Genomic DNA, 20,243 nt, shown 5'->3' with positions numbered 1-20,243 from the left:
ACCCCTCCTGAAGGAAGCGCCCTAAGTAAGGGCATTCCGTGTCAGTCAGGAGCTGTAATGACCGAAGAAAAGAAGACACTCACCACTCGACAGGGCCACCCCGTCTGGGACAACCAGAGCCTTCGCAGCGTCGGCGAGCGTGGCCCGGCGACGCTGGAGAACTATCAGTTCATCGAGAAAATCACCCACTTCGACCGGGAGCGTATCCCCGAGCGTGTGGTTCATGCCCGTGGCACCGCCGCCCATGGCTGGTTCGAGGCCTATGGCAAGATCGGCGAAGAGCCGGCCAGCCAATACACTCGCGCCAAGGTGCTGACGAAGGCAGGCGTCCGGACCCCCGTGTTCCTGCGCTTCTCCACCGTCATCGGCGGCAAGGAATCCCCCGAGACCGCCCGTGACCCGCGCGGTTTCGCCATCAAGTTCTACACCGAGGACGGCAACTGGGACCTGGTCGGCAACAACCTGAAGGTTTTCTTTATCCGCGACGCGATCAAGTTTCCGGACATGATCCACGCGTTCAAGCCCGATCCGATTTCCAATCGCCAGGAGGCCTGGCGCTTCTACGATTTCGTGCAGCATCACCCCGAAGCGCTGCACATGGTCACCTGGGTGAAGAGTCCCTGGGGCATTCCGGCCGACTACCGGCACATGCAGGGCTCGAGCGTGAACACCTACAAGCTGGTCAACGACAAGGGCGAGGCGGTGCTCTGCAAGTTCTCGTTCGAGCCGAAGCTCGGCGTGAAGAATCTCACTGCACAGCAGGCGGCGGAAATCCAGATGAAGGACGTCGGCCATGCGACCCGCGACCTCTACGACGCCATCGAGCGCGGCGAGTATCCGGAGTGGGAAATGTGCGTGCAGATCATGTCCGACGGCCCGCATGACGAACTCGACTTCGATCCGCTGGACGACACCAAGCGTTGGCCGGAAGACCGGTTCCCACTGTTGCCGGTAGGTCGCCTGGTGCTCGATCGCAACCCGTCGAACTTCTTCGCCGAGGCGGAGCAAGCGGCGTTCGGCACCGGTGTGCTGGTGGGCGGCATCGATTTTTCCGATGACAAGATGCTGCAAGGCCGGACCTTGTCGTATTCCGATACCCAGCGCTATCGCGTTGGCGCCAACTACCTGCAACTGCCCATCAACGCACCGAAGAAGCCGGCCGCGACCAATCAGCGTGACGGTGCCATGACCTACTTCGTCGACACCGGCGGTGACAATCCTCACATCAACTACGAGCCCAGCTCCCTGGGCGGGCTGAACGAGGCGCCCAAGCCTGCGCACGACTACCACCAGTACGTCGAAGGGCATCTCGGCCGCTACCAGACCACCCGCGCCCGCTCGGATTACAAGCAAGCCGGGGAGCGCTACCGCAGCTTCGAGGACTGGGAGCGTGACGACCTGATCGCCAACATCACAGCCGATCTCAAGGAGTGCCCCGAGCACATCTGCCTGCGGATGATCTGGCACTTCTGGCACTGCGATCCCGACTATGGTCAGCGTCTGGCCGATGGGGTGGGTGTGGATATCGAGAAAGCCAAGGCACTGCCACCGCTGGAAGGCCGGGCTGCCCCAGGCGAAGACCTGGCCGCGCCGACCTACAGCAGCGGCCAGCCGGAAGGCCATAACCGGCACGACGAAGGCTGACCTGAAGATGCCGCACGGCGACCGGCGTTTGCATCGCCGTGTGGCATCCGTAGGCTCGTTACCGGTGATCCCCTAGAATTCCGATTCCGCGCGATTCGCGCATCCCAAGCGAAAGGCCTCCATGACTTCAGCGCAACCTTCCAGTCTCGATATCGATGCCCGCTACGCCTGCGCCCGATCGCTTGCCCTCGAGGCGGCGCGAATGGGGTTGGACTTCTACCGCCAGCGTGACGCCCTGACGGTGGAACACAAGGGCGACGATCTGCAGGACGTCGTCAGCATCGCCGACAAGCAGATCGAAGCCTTCATTCGCGAGCGCTTGACCGAGCACTTCCCCGACGACGGCTTTCTCGGCGAGGAAAGCGGCTCGGCCGACCTCGGCGCCCGCTGCGTCTGGGTCATCGACCCCATCGACGGCACGGCCTGCTTCGTCAACGGGCTGCACAACTGGTGCGTGTCCATCGGCTTGCTGATCGACGGCGAACCGCACCTGGGCGCCATCGCCGACCCCAATCATGACGAGCTTTTTCATGGTTGCTTGGGTAAAGGTGCTTTCGTCAACGACGTGCCACTCAAGGTCAGCGCCGCCACCCATGTGGGTCAGGGCGTGACCGCGACGGGCACGTTCCACCCACGTGGCAAGGAGCACTTCATCCCTTTCATGGAGAAGCTGCTGGCCGAAGGCGGGATGTTCTTCCGCAACGGCTCCGGCGCCTTGATGACCGCCTACGTGGCGGCAGGGCGCCTGCTGGGTTACTACGAAACCGAGCTGAAGAGCTGGGATTGCATGGCCGGGCTGGTGCTGGTGAAGGAGGCGGGCGGTCGCGTGAATGACTTCTTCCGCAATGACGGATTGCTGCGCGGCAATCCCTACCTCGTGGCCTGCCCCGGCGTTTATCCGCAGTTGGCGGCCATGATCGGACCATCGCTGGACGACTGATCGGTCAGCTCAGCCGATCACGGCCAGGCAGTTGGCCGCGTGTAAATCGAGTCGCGAGAGCCCTTGGCTGTACGAAGCGCCTGTATGGTGATCGCGAGCAGGCTCGCTCCTGCAGGGCGTAAGGGTGCTTTTCGTAGGAGCTCGCTTGCTGGCGATCAGCCCAGCGGCCAGTCAGATTAAAAGCGCTCGCCGGGTGGCCCGCACCCGGCGAAGCCTGGCGTATCAGGTGCGCAGTTCCGGCGGTACGGTGCCGCCGTGTTCGGCGAGCTTGTGCATCACGGTGCGGTGCAGCCAGGTATTCATCTGGGCGGTGTCGGCCATCTGATCCGGCGGGCAGCCGAGTTCGGTGGCGAGCGCCTTGCGCGCTTCCAGGCTGCTGTCGAGGCCGAGCAGTTTCATCAGGTCGACGATCGAGGTGCGCCAGTTCAGCGTCTCGGAGTGATTGGCAGCCATGCCGTCGAGTTTGGCCGGCACATCTACCGCGGCGGAGGACGGGCCGGTGGCTTCGTTGCTCGGGCCGGCACCCGGCGGGGTGGTGGTGGCGTTATGCGCAGCGGTTGGGCGCTCCGAGTCGATGACGGTATCCGGCGCGTGTTGGTTCGGCGTGTTGTTCGGGTCGACCGGCTTGTGCGCCTCGTTGCTGACGCCGCCCATGCCCAGTTTTTCTTTGATCGTGTCGAACAGGCCCATGTGGCAATCCTCGGTTATGGATGGTCTTCGTTGGACCGCGGCCACTACCGAGGCATTCAGCTCCGCAGGTCGGACGGCGTCTCTTCGGTCGGCGTTTCGTTGGGTCGTCCTGCTGTGCCGCCACCGAGCGCGACGTAGAGCTCGATGAGGTTCTGCAGCTGCGCGCGCTGCACCTGGATGAAGGCCTGTTCGGCGTCGAACCGGTTGCGTTCGGCATCCAATACTTCGAGGTAGTTGACCACCCCTTCGGCGTAGCGGTCCTGGGCGAGGTCGGCGATGCGGCGCAGCGTGGCGAGGTTCTCGGCTTGCGCCGTGACTTGCTCGGCCAGGTAGCGGCGGCCGGCCAGGGCATCGGCGACTTCGCGAAAGGCGGCCTCGATGGCGCGCTCGTATTCGGCGATCGCAATGTTTTCCCGCGCTTCGGCCACGGTCAGGTTGCCTCGATTACGGCCGAAATCGAACAGCGGCAGGCTGATCGAGGGCCCGATGCTCCAGGTGCGGTTGTCGGCGCTGACCAGTCCGCTGAGTTCGGACGACGCATAGCCGGCGCTGCCGGTCAGGGTGACCTGCGGAAAGAAGGCGGCCCGGGCGACCCCGATGTTGGCACGGGCGGCGCGCAGCCGCTCTTCCGCCGCGAGAATGTCGGGGCGCGCCAGCAGCAGCGTCGAAGGCAGGCCCGCCGCCAGCGTGACCGGGTTGGTCTGCTGGCCGAGCGGCGCAGGCGGTGGCAGCGGACCGGTGGGTTCGCCGCCGATCAGCAGCGTCAGGTAATTGGCCTGTTGGGCGCGGGTCAGGCGCAGCGCGGCGAGTTCGGTTCTGGCCTGGGTCAGCAGCGCCTGCGCCTGATTGTAGTCGAGTGCCGAGGTGATCCCGGCTTGGTAACGGGTTTCGGCGATGCTCAGGCCATCGCGCCGGCTGCGCAACGTCGCTTCGGCCAGGGCGATGCGTGCATCGGCTTCGCGGACGGCGAGGTACGTGGCGCTGACATCGGCGATCAATGACAACCGAAAGGCGCGCTGGGCCTCGATGCTGGCCAGGTATTCGGCACGCGCCGCTTCGCCGAGATTGCGCACGCGGCCCCAGAAATCCAGCTCGAAGGCCGTGACCGCGATGCCGAGTGAATAGCGCTCCACCACGCCACCTCCCGCCGCCGTGGCACCTGCACCGCTCGTTGCACCCGTCGCGCCCGTGGCGCCGCTGGTGCCGGTCGGAAAGCGGCCGCGGCTGGCGTCGGCGCTCAGGCCGAGGCTGGGGTAGCGATCGGCGTTCTGGATGCGAAACTGTCCGCGCGTTTCCTCGATGCGTTGCACCGCGACCTGCAAATCGCGGTTGCGCTCGAGCGCCGTCTCCAGCAGCGCCTGCAGACGTGAATCGATGATGAAATCGCGCCAGGGTATGGTCGCGGCGTCGATACCCGGCGTGTCTGGTTCCAGCGCCGCCGGGTAGCGGTTGGCCGTGGGGGAGGCCGGGCGCTCGTGGGGCGGTGCCAGCTGGCAGCCGGCCAGCAGTGCGCACATCAGCAGCAGGAACGGCCTAGGCATGGCTTGGCTCCCGCGCCGGGGCCTGGTCGTCGCCGCCTTCGTCATGGCGGGTGGGAGGCCGGCGCTTGCTTACCCAGCGGCGCACGCAGAGGTAGAACAGTGGGATGTAGAACAGGCCGAGCAGCGTGGCGAGGATCATCCCGCCCATCACGCCGGTGCCGACCGCGACACGCCCGGCCGCCCCGGCCCCGGTCGACAGTACCAGCGGCAGCATGCCGAGGATGAATGTCAGGGAGGTCATCAGGACCGGGCGGAAGCGCAGTCGCACCGCGCTCATTACCGCATCGGTCAGCGGCTTGCCCTTGCCTTCCTCCTCGATGGCGAACTCGACGATGAGAATCGCGTTCTTTGCCGAGAGACCAATGATGGTGACCAGCCCGACGTTGAAATACACGTCCGCCGGCAGGTCTCGCAGCATGGCGAAGAGCACCGCACCCAGCGCGCCGAACGGCACCACCAGAAGCACCGCGATCGGCACGGACCAGCTCTCGTAGAGCGCGGCGAGCACCATCAGCACCACCAGCAGCGACAGCCCCAGCAGCAGACCGACCTGGCCGGAGGCCTGCTGCTCCTCGTAGGAGGCGCCCGACCATTCGAAGTCGAAGCCGTCCGGCAACTCCCCGGCGAGCCGTTCCATCTCCGCCATGGCCTCACCCGTGGTGCGGCCGTCGGCGGCGTTGCCGGCAATCGTCAGCGCCGGGTAGCCGTTGTAGCTCTGCAACTGGGTGGCGCCGCGCGTCCACTCGACCCGCGTGAAGGCGCCGAAAGGCACGTTTTCGCCCTGGTCGTTGAGCACCTTCAGATCCAGTACGTCCTGCGGCGCCATGCGGTACGGGGCATCGGCCTGCAACAGGACCTGCAGCACCCGCCCGTCGCGGTTGAAGTCATTGGCATAGGCGCTGCCGAAGGCCGTTCCGAGCGTGGCGTTCACGTCGCGGATCGCCAGGCCCAGCGCGCGGGCCTTGATGCGGTCGATGTCCACCCGCAACCGCGGCGCTTCATCGGCGCCTTCGGGCCGCACGTTGCTCAGCACGTCGCTCTGGCTGGCGGCGCCGAGCAGCTGGTTGCGCGCCTCGAGCAACGCGTCGTAGCCGCGGCCGCCACGGTCTTCCAGTTTGAAGGTGAAACCACCGGCAACGCCCAGGCCCGGAATCGAGGGTGGATTGAGCGCGAAGACCCGCGCCTGCTTGATCTGGGAGAACTGGCCCATCGCCTCCTCGACGAGTGCGGGGGCCGTGTTTTCTTCGCCGGGACGGTCCTCCCACGGCACCATTCGGGCGAAGCTCATGGCGTGAGCCTGGCCCTGGCCGAAGAAACTGAAGCCATAGACCATGATGGCGTCGCGCACCAGCGGGTGGTCGGCGTAGAACGCCTTCACCTGCTCGACGGCTTCTGCGGTGCGCTCGGCGGTAGCGCCGGGAGGCGCCTGGATGACAGTCATGATCGAGCCCTGATCCTCGTCCGGGAGAAAGGCACTCGGCATGCGCTGGAACAGGTAGCCGGTCAGGGCCAGCAGGGCGACGAACAAGAGCAGGAACGCCACCGGCCGCCCGAGCAGCCGGCCGACCAGCCCGTGATACCGCGTGGTGGTGGCGGTCATGAACCGGTTGAACGGCGAAAAGATCCGCTCGCTCCAGCCGTGCGCATCCGGCTCGCTGGGCTTGAGCAACGCAGCGCACAGCGCCGGCGTCAGGACGAGCGCGAGCAGGGTGGAGGTCGCGACCGCGATCGACAGGGTGATCGCGAACTGCCGGTAGATGCCGCCGGTCGAGCCCGGAAAGAATGCCAGCGGCACGAACACCGCGATCAGCGCCAGCGTGGTGCCGATGATCGCCGCGCTGACCTGACCCATCGCCTTGACCGTAGCCTCGTACGGCGGCAGGCCTTCCTCGTCCATGATCCGCTTGACGTTCTCCACCACCACGATGGCGTCGTCGACGAGCGTGCCGATCGCCAGCACCATGCCGAACAGGCTCAACAGGTTGATCGAGAAGCCCAGCAGCCACAGCCCGAGGCAGGTGCCGGCCAGGGTGATGGGAATCACGATGGTCGGGATCACCGTGGTGCGCCAGTTCTGCAGGAACAGCAACATGACCAGAACCACCAGTACCATCGCCTGCGCCAGCGTCAGCAAGACCTGCTCGATGGACGCCGAGATGAACGGCGTCGAGTCGAAGGGCACCGACCAACCGACCCCCTCGGGAAAGCCGCTCTCCAGCTCGCGCATGCGCTGCTTGATGGCGTTGGCGGTGTCCAGCGCATTGGCGCCCGGCGCCAGCTGGATCGCCAGACCGGCAGCCGGCTGGCCGTTGAGCTCGCTGCGCGCGGTGTAGTTTTCCGCGCCGAGTTCAACCCGCGCGACGTCACGCAGGCGCACCGCCGAGCCGTCCGGTTTGGCACGCAGGATGATCGCGGCGAATTCTTCCGGCGACGAGAAGCGGCCTCGCGTTTCCAGCGGCGCGTTGATCTCGATGCCCTTGGCCAGTGGCAGGTCGCCAATGGCGCCGCCGGCCGACTGGCTGTTCTGCTCCTGCACGGCGGCGAGCACGTCGCTGGCCGCCATTCCGAAGCTCGCCAGCCGGTCCGGGTCGAGCCAGATGCGCATCGCATAGGGCGTGTAGAACTCACGAATGTCGCCCACACCGCGCACCCGCCGCAGCTCGTCGACGATCCGCGTGGTAGCGAAGTGGCCGAGCTCCAGGGTGCCCATGTCCTCGTCATCGGACGTGATCGAGATGATCAGAAGGAAGTCGCGCGAGGCCTGGAAGACCTGCACACCCTGACGGCGGACCTCCTCGGGCAGGCGCTGCTCGACGCGGCTCAGGCGGTTCTGGACCTCCATCTGCGCGACGTCGATATCGGTGCCGGACTCGAAGGTCAGCTCGATCGAGGCGCTCCCGTTCGAGCGGCTCGTCGAGTCCATGTAGAGGAACCCCTCGACGCCGTTGAGCTCCTGTTCGATCACCTGGGTGACGTTGGTCGCGAGAACCGAAGCGTCGGCGCCGGGGTAGGTGACGTTGATGCGCAGCGTAGGCGGCGCGATGGTCGGGTACTGCTCGATCGGCAGGCTGCGCAACGCCAGGAGCCCACCGAGCAGGATGCCCAGCGCGACGACCCAGGCGAAGACGGGGCGGCGAATGAAGAAGGTCGGGGTCATCGTGGGGCCGGCTCGTCTTCGGCGGCCTCAGCAGGCGGCTCCCAGGGCTTCGTCCGGACTGGCTGGCCATCGCGGGCGTTCTGTCCGCCCTCGACGATGATCACGTCGCCCTCCTCCAGCCCGGAGCGGATCAGCCACCGGCTGCCCTGCAGCGGCCCGAGCTCGACGGTGCGCGTCGAGACCTGGTCGTCGTCGCCGACCAACTTCACGCTGGCGCTGTTGTCCCCCACGATCACGGCGCGCTGAGGGATGGCGATGGCCCTGGGCCGCGTGCCGGCATTGATGCGGGCACGGACGAACTGCCCGGGCAGCAGGAGATGGTCAGGGTTCGGCACCTCGGCGCGCAGCGCGACGGTGCCAGTGGATTCGTCGATGGTCATGGCCAGGAAATCGATGTAACCGGTCTGCGGGTACTCGCTGCCATCCTCCAGGAGCAGGCGAACGGGCACCTGGCCGCGTTCGGGCAGCTGCAGGGCACCAGAGGCGACCTGCGCGCGAAGGGCGAGCAGGTCGGAGCTGGACTGGGCGAAGCTCACCTGGACCGGGTCGAACTGCTCGACAGTCGTCAGCAGTGTGCCCTCGGTGGCAGTGACCAGGGCCCCTTCGGTCACCTGCGCGCGGCCGGCGCGGCCTTCGATGGGCGACTCGACCCGGGTGTATTCCAGGTTCAGCTCAGCCGACTCGACGCTGGCCTGCGCTTGCGCGACGTCCGCCTCGGCGGTGCGCAGCTGAGCCACCGCGGTGTCGTATTCCTGCTGGCTGATGGCGCGCTTGGCCACCAAACCCTCGTAGCGCTTGAGATCCTGCGCGGCATTGCGTGCAGTTGCCTGGGCACGTTGCAGCGTGGCCTTGGCCGCGTTGAGGTTGGCTTGCATCTCGCGCGGATCGATCTGGAACAGCGGCGTGCCGGCCTCGACGTCCGTGCCTTCCTCGTACAGGCGGCGCTGGATGATGCCGTTGACCCGGGCGCGAATCTCGGCGACCCGCACGGCCTGCACCCGGCCCGGCAGCTCGATGATGTGTTCGACCGGGCCGGGTACCACTCGCATCACCTCCACTTCGGGCGGCGGGGCATCGGTCTGTTCGGGCTGCTCGTCACTGGAGCAAGCCACCAGTAACAGAGCGGCGGCTGGTAGCAGGCGATGGAGCTGGAAATACCTCATTGAAGGTCCTTCGTTGGCGTTCACATCGTCTTGGCTGCGACGTGGCGCGCTGACTTACACTCGACCGCCACACGACGTGGGCGTTCCGCCTGCAGGCGATGCGGCGCCGGCCCAACCCACATGCGCAGGGGCCGGATTGGTAAGTGCATGTTTCCGTCGCGTCTGGTCAGGTGTTGTCCGGCGTATGCACGACAAGATGCTGCCGCGCCTGGTCCGGCAGGCCGACACCGGCGGTACGCAGGGCGGCGACCAGGCTCTTGCGGACTTCCGAGGCGGTGGCGACGAAGTCGGAGCGGCGCGAATCGCACCAGAATTGGACGTCGAACACCAGCTCGCTCTGCCCCAGGTCGCTCAGCCTGACGGAGCTGGGCGGTTCGGCCAGCACGCCGGGCGTCGCTTGTGCCGCCTCCCGCATGACCGCCGAAATCGCGTCGATGTCGATGCCATAGTTCAGTCGGCACACGACCTTGCCCCGCCGTACCGGTGCCGCGGTGTTGTTGGTGACCCGCGAAGTGAAGGTTTCGGCGTTGGGCACCAGTACGCGGCGACCGTCATAGGTGCGAATCTGCGTGGCGCGCAGCTCGATGCGCTCCACGCTGCCCTCGGTCTCGCCGATGATGATCTGATCGCCCAGCTGGAACGGGCGCAGCGTGAGGATCAACAGCCCGCTGACGAAGTTGGAGAGGATGTCCTTGAGGGCGAACCCCAGGGCCAGGCTGGTCAAGCCCAGCCCCGTGGCCAGCGTGCTCGGTTCCAGGCCGAAGGCGCTGGCCGCGACGATCAGCCCGAGCAGCCAGACGGTGTAGTAGCTGACCTGACGCACCAGGTTCTCCACGGTCCGGTCCTTGACCACCCGCGCGAAAATCGCCCGGGTCAGCGCGCGAACGCCGGTGGCGAGCCCCCAGAACAGCAGCAGCACGAGCAAGGCCGCGAGGATGCGCGGAATGATGCTGATCGCCGACTCGAGCAGGCGCGCAAAGGCGGTCTCGACGCTGACCTGCACGGAGGTGACGAAGCGGCCGCGATCGGAGTCGCGTCGGTCCACCGCTGTCGCCAGGGCCTGGTCGATCAGGGTCGCCCAGTCGCGCGCCAGTACGTCCAGCCGTTGGCCGTTGGCTTCGGCATCGGCGGGCGTCACCACCACCAACGGGCGCCCGGCCACACTGATCTGGCGTGCCTCGCCGCTCTCGCCGACCGGCTCGATACGCGCCCGGTTGATGCCCTGGGGCGTTTCCAGGACCGCGGCCAGCTGCCGCTCGACCTGCCGGGCCCGGGGACGCGCTTCGAGTTCGGCGTTCGGCCCGAGGCGAAACAGCGTGCGACCATCCAGACGTACCGTGGCCAGGCCCTCCTGAGCCGGGAGCGGGAACGGGGCGAGCAGCAGTGTCAGCGTGATGAACGCCATCAGAAGCGAAAGGCGGGGGTGGAAGCGGAGTGACGTCATGGTTCGGCGCATTTGGAGGGGGCCGGAAACGACCAGGCCGCCGGGTTACGGCGGCCTGTCGGTATTCGTGCAACGTGCGGCGGTGTGCGTACCGGGCCGTGGCTGCGTGCGATCGTCCGGCGTCGGTTAGAAGATCAACGCGAACAGACCGATCACGACAAGCAGCCCGATCAGAAAGATGATGCCGATGGTGCTACCCAGAAACTTCAGCATGAGGTTTCTCCTTTGCAGTGGGTTCACTATGTCCGACTGGGGCAGCGCGTGAACGTTCAGAGAAATCGGCCAGCGGCTCTGGGCTTCGATGGGTTTAGAGGTACTTCCAGATCAGCTGCAGCCCGGCCAGCAGCACGCCGACCCGGGCGATCCGGTAGAACAGCGCGTGATCGATGCGCTTGTGCAGCCATAGTCCGGTCCAGACGCCGAAGGGGACGATGGGGGCGAGCGTCAGGCTGAGCAGCAGGTTCTCGCGCGTGAACTGCCCGAGCGCGGCGTAGGGAACGAGCTTCAAGGCATTGGTCATGAGGAAGAACAGGTTGATGGTCGCGACGTATCGCAGCTTGTCCAGCTGCTGCGGCAGCAGGTGCATCATGATCGGCGGTCCGCCTGCGTGCGCGACGAAACTGGTGAAGCCGGCGATGGACGAGAGCAGCGTGCCGCGCCCGCGTTGCAGGGGGCGCGGCGTGTCGTTGCGCGAAACCAGCCCCAGCAGCACGAACCCGACGGCGATGCTGCCCATCAGCAACCCGATCAGGCGTTCGTCGAGCATGCCGAAGGTCAGCGAGCCCAGGGTGATGCCGATCAGGGCGCCCGGCAGCATGACCTTGAGATTGGCCTTGTCCCAGTGCCCAACATAGGCTCGCAGCCCGACCACGTCGGCCAGGCAGAGGATCGGCAGCATCACCGCCGCGGCCTGTTTCGGTGAAATCGCCAACGCCAGCAAGGGGACAGCGATGCCGCCAAGGGCGCCGCCAAAACCGCCTTTGGAGACGCCGGTGAGAAAGATCGCGGGCAGCGCGAACAGCAGGAAATCGGTGAATGTCATCGGAGGGGTGATCCGCTGGCGAGGAATCGTCGGCCGCTGAATGCGGTCTGCATGGTAATCGCAGCCTCACAGGGTGACCCATGACAATCGCCACGGCAATCCAGCAAAGGGGTTCGGGCCGAGCCGCCCGCGCCATCGGCATCTCATTCGGCCTGGCGTTCGCCATCGCGGCGTCGGCGGCTCCGGCCAGCGCTGCGGAGCCGGAGGGCCTGGTCAGCCTGATCAATGCGTTTCGCGGCCAGGCACAGGCGTGTGGCGAGCAGGAGGGCGACGCCGTCGCACCGCTGGCGCCGAATGCCGCCCTCGACCTCGAGCCCGCAACCAGTGGCGCGCAGCTGCAGCAGCGCTTGCAGGCGTCCGGCTACCGGCCCGCGAAGCTTCAGGCCATATCGATTTCCGGGCCGACGAGCACTCAGGCCGCAATGAGCGCGTTACGACAACGCTACTGCGAGCCGCTGCGCAGCCAGGACTACGCCGAAATCGGCGTCGCGCGGCAGGGCAATACCTGGCAGATCCTGCTCGCCAAGCCGCTGCTGCCGCCGGATCTGGGCGACTGGCGGGAGGTCGGCCGGTCCATCCTGCAACATGTCAATGCGGCACGGGGCGAACCCCGGCAATGCGGCGACCAGGCGTTCGAAGCCGCCTCGGCACTGGACTGGAGCGACACGCTGGCCGAGGCCGCTCTGGCGCACAGCCAGGACATGGCCCGGCGCGATTACTTCAGCCATCGCGCGCCGAATGGCGAGCAGGCCGGCGACCGGGCGCGCCAGGCTGGCTATCGCTGGTCACGCGTGGGCGAGAACATCGCCGCCGGTCAGGGATCGGCCGAGCAGGTGGTCGCCGGCTGGCTCGCCAGCCCGGGCCACTGCGCGAACATCATGAATGCGGCGTTCACCGAGATGGGCGCCGCCTATGCGACGAACGAGGATAGCGCGGCAGGCAGCTACTGGACTCAGGTGTTCGGCACGCCACGCTGACCCGGATCAGGCGCTGTCGTCCAGCCAAAAGTGCGCGGCGGTGCCCTGGTGTTCCTCGAACGCCCTGACGGTCAACCCGGGAATCAGCGTGCCTTCGAGCTCGGCGGCCTTGCGCACCCATTCCTTGCCGCACACCACCGCGCAGCGGTCGAAACGACGAATGAGGCGGAACAGCTGCGGGATGCGTGCCAGCTCCACGCCAACGGCACCCAGGGTGGGCATGTCGAACTCGCCGATGCGCCAGAGCAACTGGCCTGCCGTGATGCCTTCGGATTTGCGCCAGAGTTCGTCCAGGGCGAAGCGCATGTCGTGGCTGTCGAGCTTGCCGGAAAAGTCGATCTCGAGGCGCTTGTCGCCGATCCGCGTGACGTGAAACATGGCCATCCTCCTCGATGCGCCGAAGCGGCGGTTTCTGAAGTTGTAGCTCAGGCCCGTTCGCTGCGCCTCTCGTGTGGTTCGAGGCGAGCGGGTTGCGGTCGGGCAGATGCTGGACGTCGCGCAGGAGGCGACGGCATCGGCGATGGCCGTGAGGTTTTTGGCTGCCGGGGGTGGCTGGCCTCGGACGAGGCTTGGGGCGGGCGCGAGAAGCCCCCGCGTGACGGCGGGGGCGAGGGGCTCAGTCCTGGCGGCTGGTCACTTCCAGCAGGTGATAGCCGAACTGGGTCTTGACCGGGCCCTGGACTTCGTTGAGCGGGGCGCTGAACACGACGGTGTCGAACTCGCGGACCATCTGGCCGGGGCCGAAGGAGCCCAGGTCACCGCCCTGGCGGCCAGACGGGCAGGTGGAGTTGTCCTTGGCGACCTGAGCGAAGTCGGCACCGCCTTCGATGGCGGCTTTCAGCTCGTTGCACTTCTCTTCGGTGGGTACCAGGATGTGGCGGGCAGTGGCACGGGCCATGGGTGTACTCCTCTGTAAGAAGCCGCAAAGCCTACCGGAATCGCCCCGTCATTCAAACGCCCCGGCATCAGTGGCTGGGTCAGCGGCGGGCTTTCAACCAGTCGTTCTTCAGGGCGTTCCAGAACACGTGCAGGCTGTTGAACTGGGTATCGACGGCATCGATGTACGCGTCCAGCCGGTCGATTTCTCGGTGCTGGGCTTGCTGCTCCTGGGCGTCGATGCGTTCGAGCTGCGCTTCCAGCTCGTTGAGCGACGTTCTCAGCTCACGGATGCGGTTTTCGGTCTGGATGCGACGGTCGTTGTGCATGCGGTTCTCCAGGCAGGGTCAGAGTTGGCTGCCGCCGATCAGCAGCAGCGGCAGCCCGAAGAACACGCCCCCGATATAGGCGCCGACATAGAGCTTGCTGCGCTGGGCCAGGTTGGCCAGGGTGTTGGCGATGGCTGGCGGTACGCCGCGCAGGACCGGCGTCACGTAGATCAACAGGATGCCGAAGAGGTTGAACAGCAGGTGCACCAGCGCGATTTGCATCGCGAGTTCCGCCGTGGGGCCGGCAATCGCCGTGGCGGCCAGCAGCGCGGTCACGCAGGTGCCGATGTTGGTGCCGAGCGTGAAGGGATAGACCTGCTTGAGGGTAAACACGCCGGTCCCGGCCAGGGGCACGATGAGCGACGTGGTCGTCGACGACGACTGCACCAGGACGGTGATCAGCGTGCCCGACGCGATCCCCGACAGCGGGCCTCGGCCAACGCTGGCGTGCATGATGTCCTTGGCGCGGCCGACCATCACCTTGCGCAGCAGCTTGCCGATCGCCTGCACGACGAAGAGGATCAGGCCGATCCCGACGATGATCAGTGCCACGCCGGGCCAGACCTTGCCGGGCAACCAGCTTACGCTGGCGGCCAGCAGATCGCTGGCGGGTGCGAGCAGGGCCTTCATGAAGTTCATGCCGCCCATGTCCATGCTGGCGTCGTGAACGAGCAGCCCCGCCAAGGCTTCGGACAGCCGCTGCAGTGGATGGAAGAGCAGTTCCAGCGGTAGCAGGATGGCCACGGCAGTGACGTTGAAGGCGTCATGCACCGTGGCCGCGGCGAAGGCCCGGTGGAACTCTTCGCCGCTGCGGATGTGCCCGAGGCTGACGATGGTGCTGGTCAGTGAAGTGCCGATATTGGCGCCCATGATCAAGGGAATGGCGATGGGGATCGGCAGGCCGCCGGCCACCATGCCGACGATGATCGACGTCACCGTGCTGGAGCTCTGGATAAGGGCCGTCGCCGCCAGCCCGATCATCAGCCCGACGAAGGGATTGGTGGCGAAGGCGAACAGCTGTTTGGCGTTGTCTCCGGTGGCAGCCTTGAAGCCATCGCCGATGGCGCCGACCGCTGCCAGCAGCAGGTAGATCAGGGTCGCCACCAGCAGCCAGGATAGCCATCGACTCGTTGTCGAGGTGGACGAGCGAAGTGCACCGGTACCTGTTGTCATCAGCCAACTCCCGTGAGCGCGTCTGTAGCTCGACGGTGTGGGCGGGACGTGACTCCCTGATGACCGCAACGGCGATTGCGCGACGGGCGGTTACTGTGCGGTGATGGGCTTTGGCTGCGCCCTCAGGAAGGTGTGCTCCGGCTCCGTCTGGCGCTCCTCAGGCGGCGTCGCTGCTTTGGCCAAGCGGCGACGCGGGCTGTTCCAGAAGATAGCGTTGCAGGCGTTGTGTGTCCTCGGCTGAGAACGCCAGGCCGAGCTTGGTCCGCCGCCAGAGGATGTCGTCGACCTCGTTCGCCCACTCCTCACGGCGCAGGTAATCCACCTCGCAGGCAAAGAGTTGCGGACCCAGTTCCGGCCCCAGGCCGTCGACGGAGCGCACGTCGCCGAGCATCTGCCAGACGCGGCTGCCATACAGCGTTGCCCAGCGTCTGGCCAGCGCCAGCTCCAGGTCTTGCATCTTCGCGACCAGCTCTTCGGCCAGCGCCTGCGTCGTGCTCATCCGTTCGCCCCCTGGCAGCGGCGCCTCCGCCGTCCAGCTCGCGCCCATCTGCGGGAAGAACGGTTTGAGCTGGGCCATGGCCGACTCGGCCAGTTTGCGGTAGGTGGTCAATTTGCCGCCGAATACCGAAAGCAAAGGCGCCTGCTTCTGCTCGGCCGCCAGCGACAGGGTGTAGTCGCGGGTGACCGCCGAGGGGTTGTCCGATTCGTCGTCGCAAAGCGGACGCACCCCAGCGAAGGTATGGACGATGTCTGCCGGTTCGAGCTGCGTGCGGAAATGGGTATTGGCCACGCCGAGCACATAGGCGATTTCCTCTTCGCTGATGCTCACCGTGGCAGGATCGCCGTGATATTCACGATCGGTGGTGCCGATCATGGTGTAGCGATCCAGATAGGGGATGGCGAAGACGATGCGCCGGTCCTCGTTCTGCATGATGTAGGCCTGCTCGCCGTCGTAGAGCTTGGGCACGATCACGTGGCTCCCCTGAATCAGGCGGATGCCGTAGGGCGAGCGCTGCTGCAGATTCTCGCCAATGAACTGGGCCACCCAGGGGCCTGCGGCATTGACCAGCGCCTTGGCACGCAGCGAAAACCGGGAACCGTCCTGGCGTTGCAATTCGACATGCCAGATGCCACCGGCGCGCTTGGCACTCAAGCACTGGGTGCGGGTGTGAATGTGCGCGCCTTTCTCCCGGGCCGCCATGGCATTGAGCACCACCAGTCGCGCATCGTCGACCCAGCAATCGGAATATTCGAAGCCGCGCGTGATGGCCGGCTTGAGCGGGCTCCGCTCGTCGAAACGCAGCCCTCGCGAGGCGGGAAGCTTTTCACGCTTGCCGAGGTGGTCGTACAGAAACAGGCCGGCACGGATCATCCAGGCCGGCCGCAGGTGCGGGCGATGGGGAAGCACGAAGCGCATCGGGCGGACGATATGCGGCGCCTTGGCCAGCAGCACTTCGCGCTCGGCAAGCGCCTCGCGGACCAGGCGGAATTCGTAATGCTCGAGGTAGCGCAGCCCACCGTGGATCAGCTTGCTGCTGGCTGAGGAGGTATGGCTGGCCAGGTCGTCCCGTTCGCAAAGGAACACCGACAGGCCCCGTCCGGCCGCATCGGCTGCGATACCCACCCCATTGATGCCTCCGCCGATAACGGCGATGTCGTAGAGCTCGGCGACGGGACTGGTGGTGTCGGTCACGGGATTCTCCTCAAGAACGAACATTCATTTTCGAATACGAATATCCTAGCGCAGAAGAATTCCGCTCTCCAGGCTTGATGTTCGTTTTTCATATCAAAAGAAAATAATCGAACCGATCTGATCAATCTATTGGTGCTGAAGTGGCGGCCCAGAGGACGGCGAAACATTGGAAGGCAGCGGGCGAATAAATTCGCCCCTACAGATCCGCGTTGTAGGGGCGAACTTGTTCGCCCGGCGGAGGTTAGTCCGTGCGCTCAGCCGGTGACTTCCAACTTGACCTTGTGCCGGATCAGCAACGCCATAAAGGCCTCAGGTTAACCAAGACTGCTTGGGCAGTGATTGAAGTGGAGACGGGAAGGGCAGAAAAAAACGGACCGCATGGGGAGCACACAGACTGGACGGTAGCGGGCGAATAAATTCGCCCCTACGGACCCGCGCCTGTAGGGGCGAACTTGTTCGCCCGGCGGAGGTTAGTCCGTGCGCTCCGCCGGTGACTTCCAACTTGACCTTGTGCCGGATCAGCAACGCCATAAAGGCCTCAGGTTAACCAAGACTGCTTGGGCCGTGATTGAAGTGGAGACGGGAAGGGCAGACAAAAACGGACCGCATGGGGAGCACACAGACTGGCCGGTAGCGGGCGAATAAATTCGCCCCTACGGACCCGCGCCTGTAGGGGCGAACTTGTTCGCCCGGCGGAGGCTGGCTCAGGCTGGTCCGCCGGTGACTTCCAGCTTGACCTTGTGCCAAGTCAGCAACGCCAGAAAGGCCTCAGGTTAACCAAGGCCGCTTGGGCGTTGATCGGAGTGGGGACGGGAAGGGCAGAGAAAAAACGGACCGCATGGGGAGCCCAGACTGGAGGGCAGCGGGCGAATAAATGCGCCCCTACGGACCCGCGCCTGTAGGGGCGACCTTGTTCGCCCGGCGGAGGCGGGCTCAGGCTGGTCCGCCGGTGACTTCCAGCTTGACCTTGTGCCACGTCAGCAACGCCAGAAAGGCCTCAGGTTAACCAAGGCCGCTTGGGCGTTGATCGGAGTGGGGACGGGAAGGGCAGAGAAAAAACGGACCGCATGGGGAGCACAGACTGGAGGGCAGCGGGCGAATAAATTCGCCCCTACGGACCCGCGCCTGTAGGGGCGAACTTGTTCGCCCGGCGGAGGCTGGCTCAGGCTGGTCCGCCGGTGACTTCCAGCTTGACCTTGTGCCGGGTGAGCAGCTCCAGGAAGGCTTCCGGCGGTTGGGCATCGGTGAAGAGCATGTCGATCTGCTCCAGCGAGCCCAGGCGCGTCATGGCGTTGCGGCCGAATTTGCTGGAGTCCGCGGCGAGGAACACCTGGCGCGCATTGCTGATGATGGCCTGGGAAACCCGCACTTCCTGGTAATCGAAGTCCAGCAGGGTGCCGTCCTCGTCGATACCGCTGATGCCGATCAGGGCGTAGTCGACCTTGAACTGGCTGATGAAGTCGGCCGTCGCCTGGCCCACCACGCCGCCGTCGCTGCGCACATTGCCGCCAGCGATGAGCACGTCGAAATCCTCTTTCGGGCTCAGAATGCTGGCGACGTGCAGGTTGTTGGTGATGACCTTGAGGTCGCGGTGATTGAGCAGCGCGTGGGCGATGGCTTCGGTGGTGGTGCCGATGTTGATGAACAGCGATGCCTGGTCGGGGATGTGCTGCGCCATGGCGTCGGCGATGCGGCGTTTCTCGTCGCGCATCTGGCGAGCGCGTTGGGTATAGGCGGTGTTCTGCACGCTGGAATCATGCGCAGCGCCGCCGTGGTAACGACGCAGCAGGCCCGCTTCGCCCAACTGATTGATGTCCCGGCGGATGGTCTGGGGGGTCACCGAGAACTGTTGGGCCAGTTCTTCGATGCTGACGTAGCCGCGTTCGCGGACCAGTTCGAGAATGCTCTGCTGTCGTGGGGCCAGACTCATGGAGGCTTCCTTCTTATCGATATGGCAGAAGGATGCCGCAGTCTGGTCCCTGATAAAAGAATTGTTCGTTTGCGAACAGTTGCGCCGGGCACCCTTGAAGGCGTGCCCGGCGGGGCGTCGGCGCTTATTCGTCTTCCCAGTCGCGGGTGCGCCCGACGGCCTTCTGCCAACCCTTGTAGAGGGCTTCGCGCTTCTGCTCGTCGCAAGCCGGTTCGAAGATGCGCTCGATGGTGGCCTTGCTGCGCAATTCGTCCAGGCTGCTCCAGAAACCGGTGGCCAGGCCCGCCAGGTAGGCGGCGCCGAGCGCGGTGGTCTCCTTCATTTCCGGGCGTTCCACATGAGTGCCGAGCAGATCGGCCTGGAACTGCATGAGGAAATTATTGGCCACCGCACCGCCATCCACGCGCAGCGAACGCAGTCGCTCACCGGCATCCCGCTGCATGGCGTCGAGCACGTCGCGGGTCTGGTAGGCGATGGATTCGAGCGCGGCGCGGATGATGTGGTCGACCTTGACCCCGCGCGTCAAACCGAACAGAGCGCCACGGGCGCGCGGGTCCCAGTAGGGCGCGCCGAGGCCGGTAAAGGCGGGTACCAGATAGACGCCGTTGCTGTCCTGCACCTTGGTCGCGAAGTATTCCGAATCCAGCGAGTCGTTGATCACCTTGAGCTCGTCGCGCAGCCACTGCACCGTCGAGCCGCCATTGAAGATGGCGCCTTCCAGCGCGTAGTTGACTTCACCCTTGGGCCCGCAGGCGATGGTGGTGAGCAGACCGTGCTCGGACTGCACGGCCTTGGTCCCGGTGTTCATCAATAGAAAGCAACCGGTGCCGTAGGTGTTCTTGGCCTGGCCGGGCTCGACGCACATCTGGCCGAACAGCGCGGCCTGCTGGTCGCCAGCGATACCGGCAATGGGGATGCCGGTGCTCTGACCGGAGCCGATATAGGCGTGGCCGTAGACCTCGGAGGAGGAGCGTACCTCCGGCAGCATCTCGCGCGGAATGTCCAGCGTCTCCAGCATCACCGGATCCCAGTCCAGCTTGTGGATGTCGTACAGCATGGTGCGCGAGGCGTTGGTGTAATCCGTCACATGGGCCTTGCCCTGGGTCATCTTCCAGATCAGCCAGCAATCGACGGTACCGAACAGCAGCTCGCCGCGGCGCGCGCGTTCGCGGCTGCCTTCGACGTGATCGAGGATCCACTTGATCTTGGTGCCGGAGAAGTAGGGGTCGATCACCAGGCCCGTGGTCTTGCGGATGTGATCTTCCATCCCGTCGCGCTTGAGCTGGTCGCAGATCGGCGTGCTCTGGCGGCTCTGCCAGACGATCGCGTTGTAGATCGGCCGGCCGGTGTGCTTGTCCCAGACGATGGCGGTCTCGCGCTGGTTGGTGATGCCGATCGCGGCCACCTGCTCGTTGGTGATCCCGGCCTGGGCCAGCGCCTCGACGAACACGCCGCTCTGGGTGGCCCAGATTTCCATCGGGTCATGCTCGACCCAGCTGGGCTGCGGGTAAATCTGCGCGAACTCGCGCTGGGCGATGGTCACGACATTGGCGTTGCGGTCCAGCACGATGGCGCGAGAGCTGGTGGTGCCCTGGTCGAGGGCGACGATGAATTGCTTGTTGTTCTGCGTGCTCATGGTGTCGA

17 protein-coding genes are annotated in these 20,243 nt (G+C 65.6%); 3 read left to right on the top strand and 14 right to left on the bottom strand.

The window, feature by feature from the left end; genetic code table 11:
• The first annotated feature begins 57 nt into the window (after positions 1-57).
• A complete protein-coding gene (locus tag MST27_RS11750) occupies positions 58-1,644 on the top strand; it encodes a catalase (protein ID WP_243606126.1) in 1,587 nt (528 codons plus the stop codon).
• Positions 1,645-1,765: 121 nt separating this feature from the next.
• Positions 1,766-2,584 (top strand): inositol monophosphatase family protein, encoded by an 819-nt coding sequence (locus tag MST27_RS11745; protein WP_243606125.1) that lies wholly within the window; start codon positions 1,766-1,768, stop codon positions 2,582-2,584.
• A gap of 222 nt (positions 2,585-2,806) precedes the next feature.
• Here MST27_RS11745 and MST27_RS11740 read toward each other — a convergent pair whose 3' ends face one another.
• The 7 genes from MST27_RS11740 to MST27_RS11715 all read right to left on the bottom strand — a co-directional run bounded on the left by MST27_RS11740 (position 2,807) and on the right by MST27_RS11715 (position 11,621).
• Positions 2,807-3,274, bottom strand: a complete 468-nt coding sequence (locus MST27_RS11740; RefSeq protein WP_243606124.1) for a DUF3597 domain-containing protein — start codon at positions 3,272-3,274, stop codon at positions 2,807-2,809.
• Positions 3,275-3,330: 56 nt separating this feature from the next.
• On the bottom strand, positions 3,331-4,815 hold the full coding sequence (locus MST27_RS11735) for an efflux transporter outer membrane subunit (protein ID WP_243606123.1): 1,485 nt from the start codon (positions 4,813-4,815) through the stop codon (positions 3,331-3,333).
• On the bottom strand, positions 4,808-7,972 hold the full coding sequence (locus tag MST27_RS11730) for a multidrug efflux RND transporter permease subunit (RefSeq protein ID WP_243606122.1): 3,165 nt from the start codon (positions 7,970-7,972) through the stop codon (positions 4,808-4,810). The genes MST27_RS11735 and MST27_RS11730 overlap by 8 nt, the downstream gene beginning before the upstream one ends.
• Positions 7,969-9,135: an efflux RND transporter periplasmic adaptor subunit gene (locus MST27_RS11725; RefSeq protein ID WP_243606121.1), complete on the bottom strand. Its 1,167-nt coding sequence runs from the start codon at positions 9,133-9,135 to the stop codon at positions 7,969-7,971. The genes MST27_RS11730 and MST27_RS11725 overlap by 4 nt, the downstream gene beginning before the upstream one ends.
• A gap of 166 nt (positions 9,136-9,301) precedes the next feature.
• Positions 9,302-10,579: a mechanosensitive ion channel family protein gene (locus tag MST27_RS11720; protein WP_243606120.1), complete on the bottom strand. Its 1,278-nt coding sequence runs from the start codon at positions 10,577-10,579 to the stop codon at positions 9,302-9,304.
• Between the two features lie 126 nt (positions 10,580-10,705).
• Complete coding sequence (locus MST27_RS22775) at positions 10,706-10,819, bottom strand: small membrane protein YohP (protein WP_459703042.1); 114 nt, start codon at positions 10,817-10,819, stop codon at positions 10,706-10,708.
• Positions 10,820-10,886: 67 nt separating this feature from the next.
• Positions 10,887-11,621: a sulfite exporter TauE/SafE family protein gene (locus tag MST27_RS11715; RefSeq protein WP_243606119.1), complete on the bottom strand. Its 735-nt coding sequence runs from the start codon at positions 11,619-11,621 to the stop codon at positions 10,887-10,889.
• Positions 11,622-11,701: 80 nt separating this feature from the next.
• Here MST27_RS11715 and MST27_RS11710 point away from each other — a divergent pair, with 80 nt between their 5' ends.
• Entirely contained in the window at positions 11,702-12,598 is an 897-nt protein-coding gene (locus MST27_RS11710) for a CAP domain-containing protein (protein ID WP_243606118.1), read from the top strand.
• A 6-nt stretch (positions 12,599-12,604) separates the two neighbouring features.
• Here MST27_RS11710 and MST27_RS11705 read toward each other — a convergent pair whose 3' ends face one another.
• From MST27_RS11705 to glpK, 7 genes are all read right to left on the bottom strand, one after another.
• Positions 12,605-12,976: a SpoIIAA family protein gene (locus MST27_RS11705; protein ID WP_243606117.1), complete on the bottom strand. Its 372-nt coding sequence runs from the start codon at positions 12,974-12,976 to the stop codon at positions 12,605-12,607.
• 238 nt (positions 12,977-13,214) lie between these two features.
• On the bottom strand, positions 13,215-13,496 hold the full coding sequence (locus MST27_RS11700) for a peptidylprolyl isomerase (protein WP_243606116.1): 282 nt from the start codon (positions 13,494-13,496) through the stop codon (positions 13,215-13,217).
• Positions 13,497-13,575: 79 nt separating this feature from the next.
• The gene (locus tag MST27_RS11695) at positions 13,576-13,803 is read right to left on the bottom strand and encodes a hypothetical protein (RefSeq protein ID WP_243606115.1); all 228 of its coding nucleotides are present in this window, start codon (positions 13,801-13,803) and stop codon (positions 13,576-13,578) included.
• 18 nt (positions 13,804-13,821) lie between these two features.
• The gene (locus MST27_RS11690; RefSeq protein WP_243606114.1) at positions 13,822-14,976 is read right to left on the bottom strand and encodes a Na/Pi symporter; all 1,155 of its coding nucleotides are present in this window, start codon (positions 14,974-14,976) and stop codon (positions 13,822-13,824) included.
• Between the two features lie 157 nt (positions 14,977-15,133).
• Positions 15,134-16,669, bottom strand: coding sequence for a glycerol-3-phosphate dehydrogenase (glpD, locus tag MST27_RS11685; protein WP_420864241.1), 1,536 nt, complete (start codon positions 16,667-16,669; stop codon positions 15,134-15,136).
• A gap of 1,162 nt (positions 16,670-17,831) precedes the next feature.
• Positions 17,832-18,599 carry a DeoR/GlpR family transcriptional regulator gene (locus MST27_RS11680; protein ID WP_243606112.1) on the bottom strand — a complete coding sequence of 256 codons (768 nt, stop codon included), beginning with the start codon at positions 18,597-18,599 and terminating at the stop codon, positions 17,832-17,834.
• A 124-nt stretch (positions 18,600-18,723) separates the two neighbouring features.
• On the bottom strand, positions 18,724-20,235 hold the full coding sequence (glpK, locus tag MST27_RS11675; protein WP_243606111.1) for a glycerol kinase GlpK: 1,512 nt from the start codon (positions 20,233-20,235) through the stop codon (positions 18,724-18,726).
• Positions 20,236-20,243 lie beyond the last annotated feature (8 nt).

It is taken from the genome of Stutzerimonas marianensis (assembly GCF_022810315.1).
Classification (GTDB): domain Bacteria; phylum Pseudomonadota; class Gammaproteobacteria; order Pseudomonadales; family Pseudomonadaceae; genus Stutzerimonas; species Stutzerimonas marianensis.
Note: the sequence above shows the minus strand (reverse complement) of the source record. Positions and strands in the feature narration are given on the sequence as shown.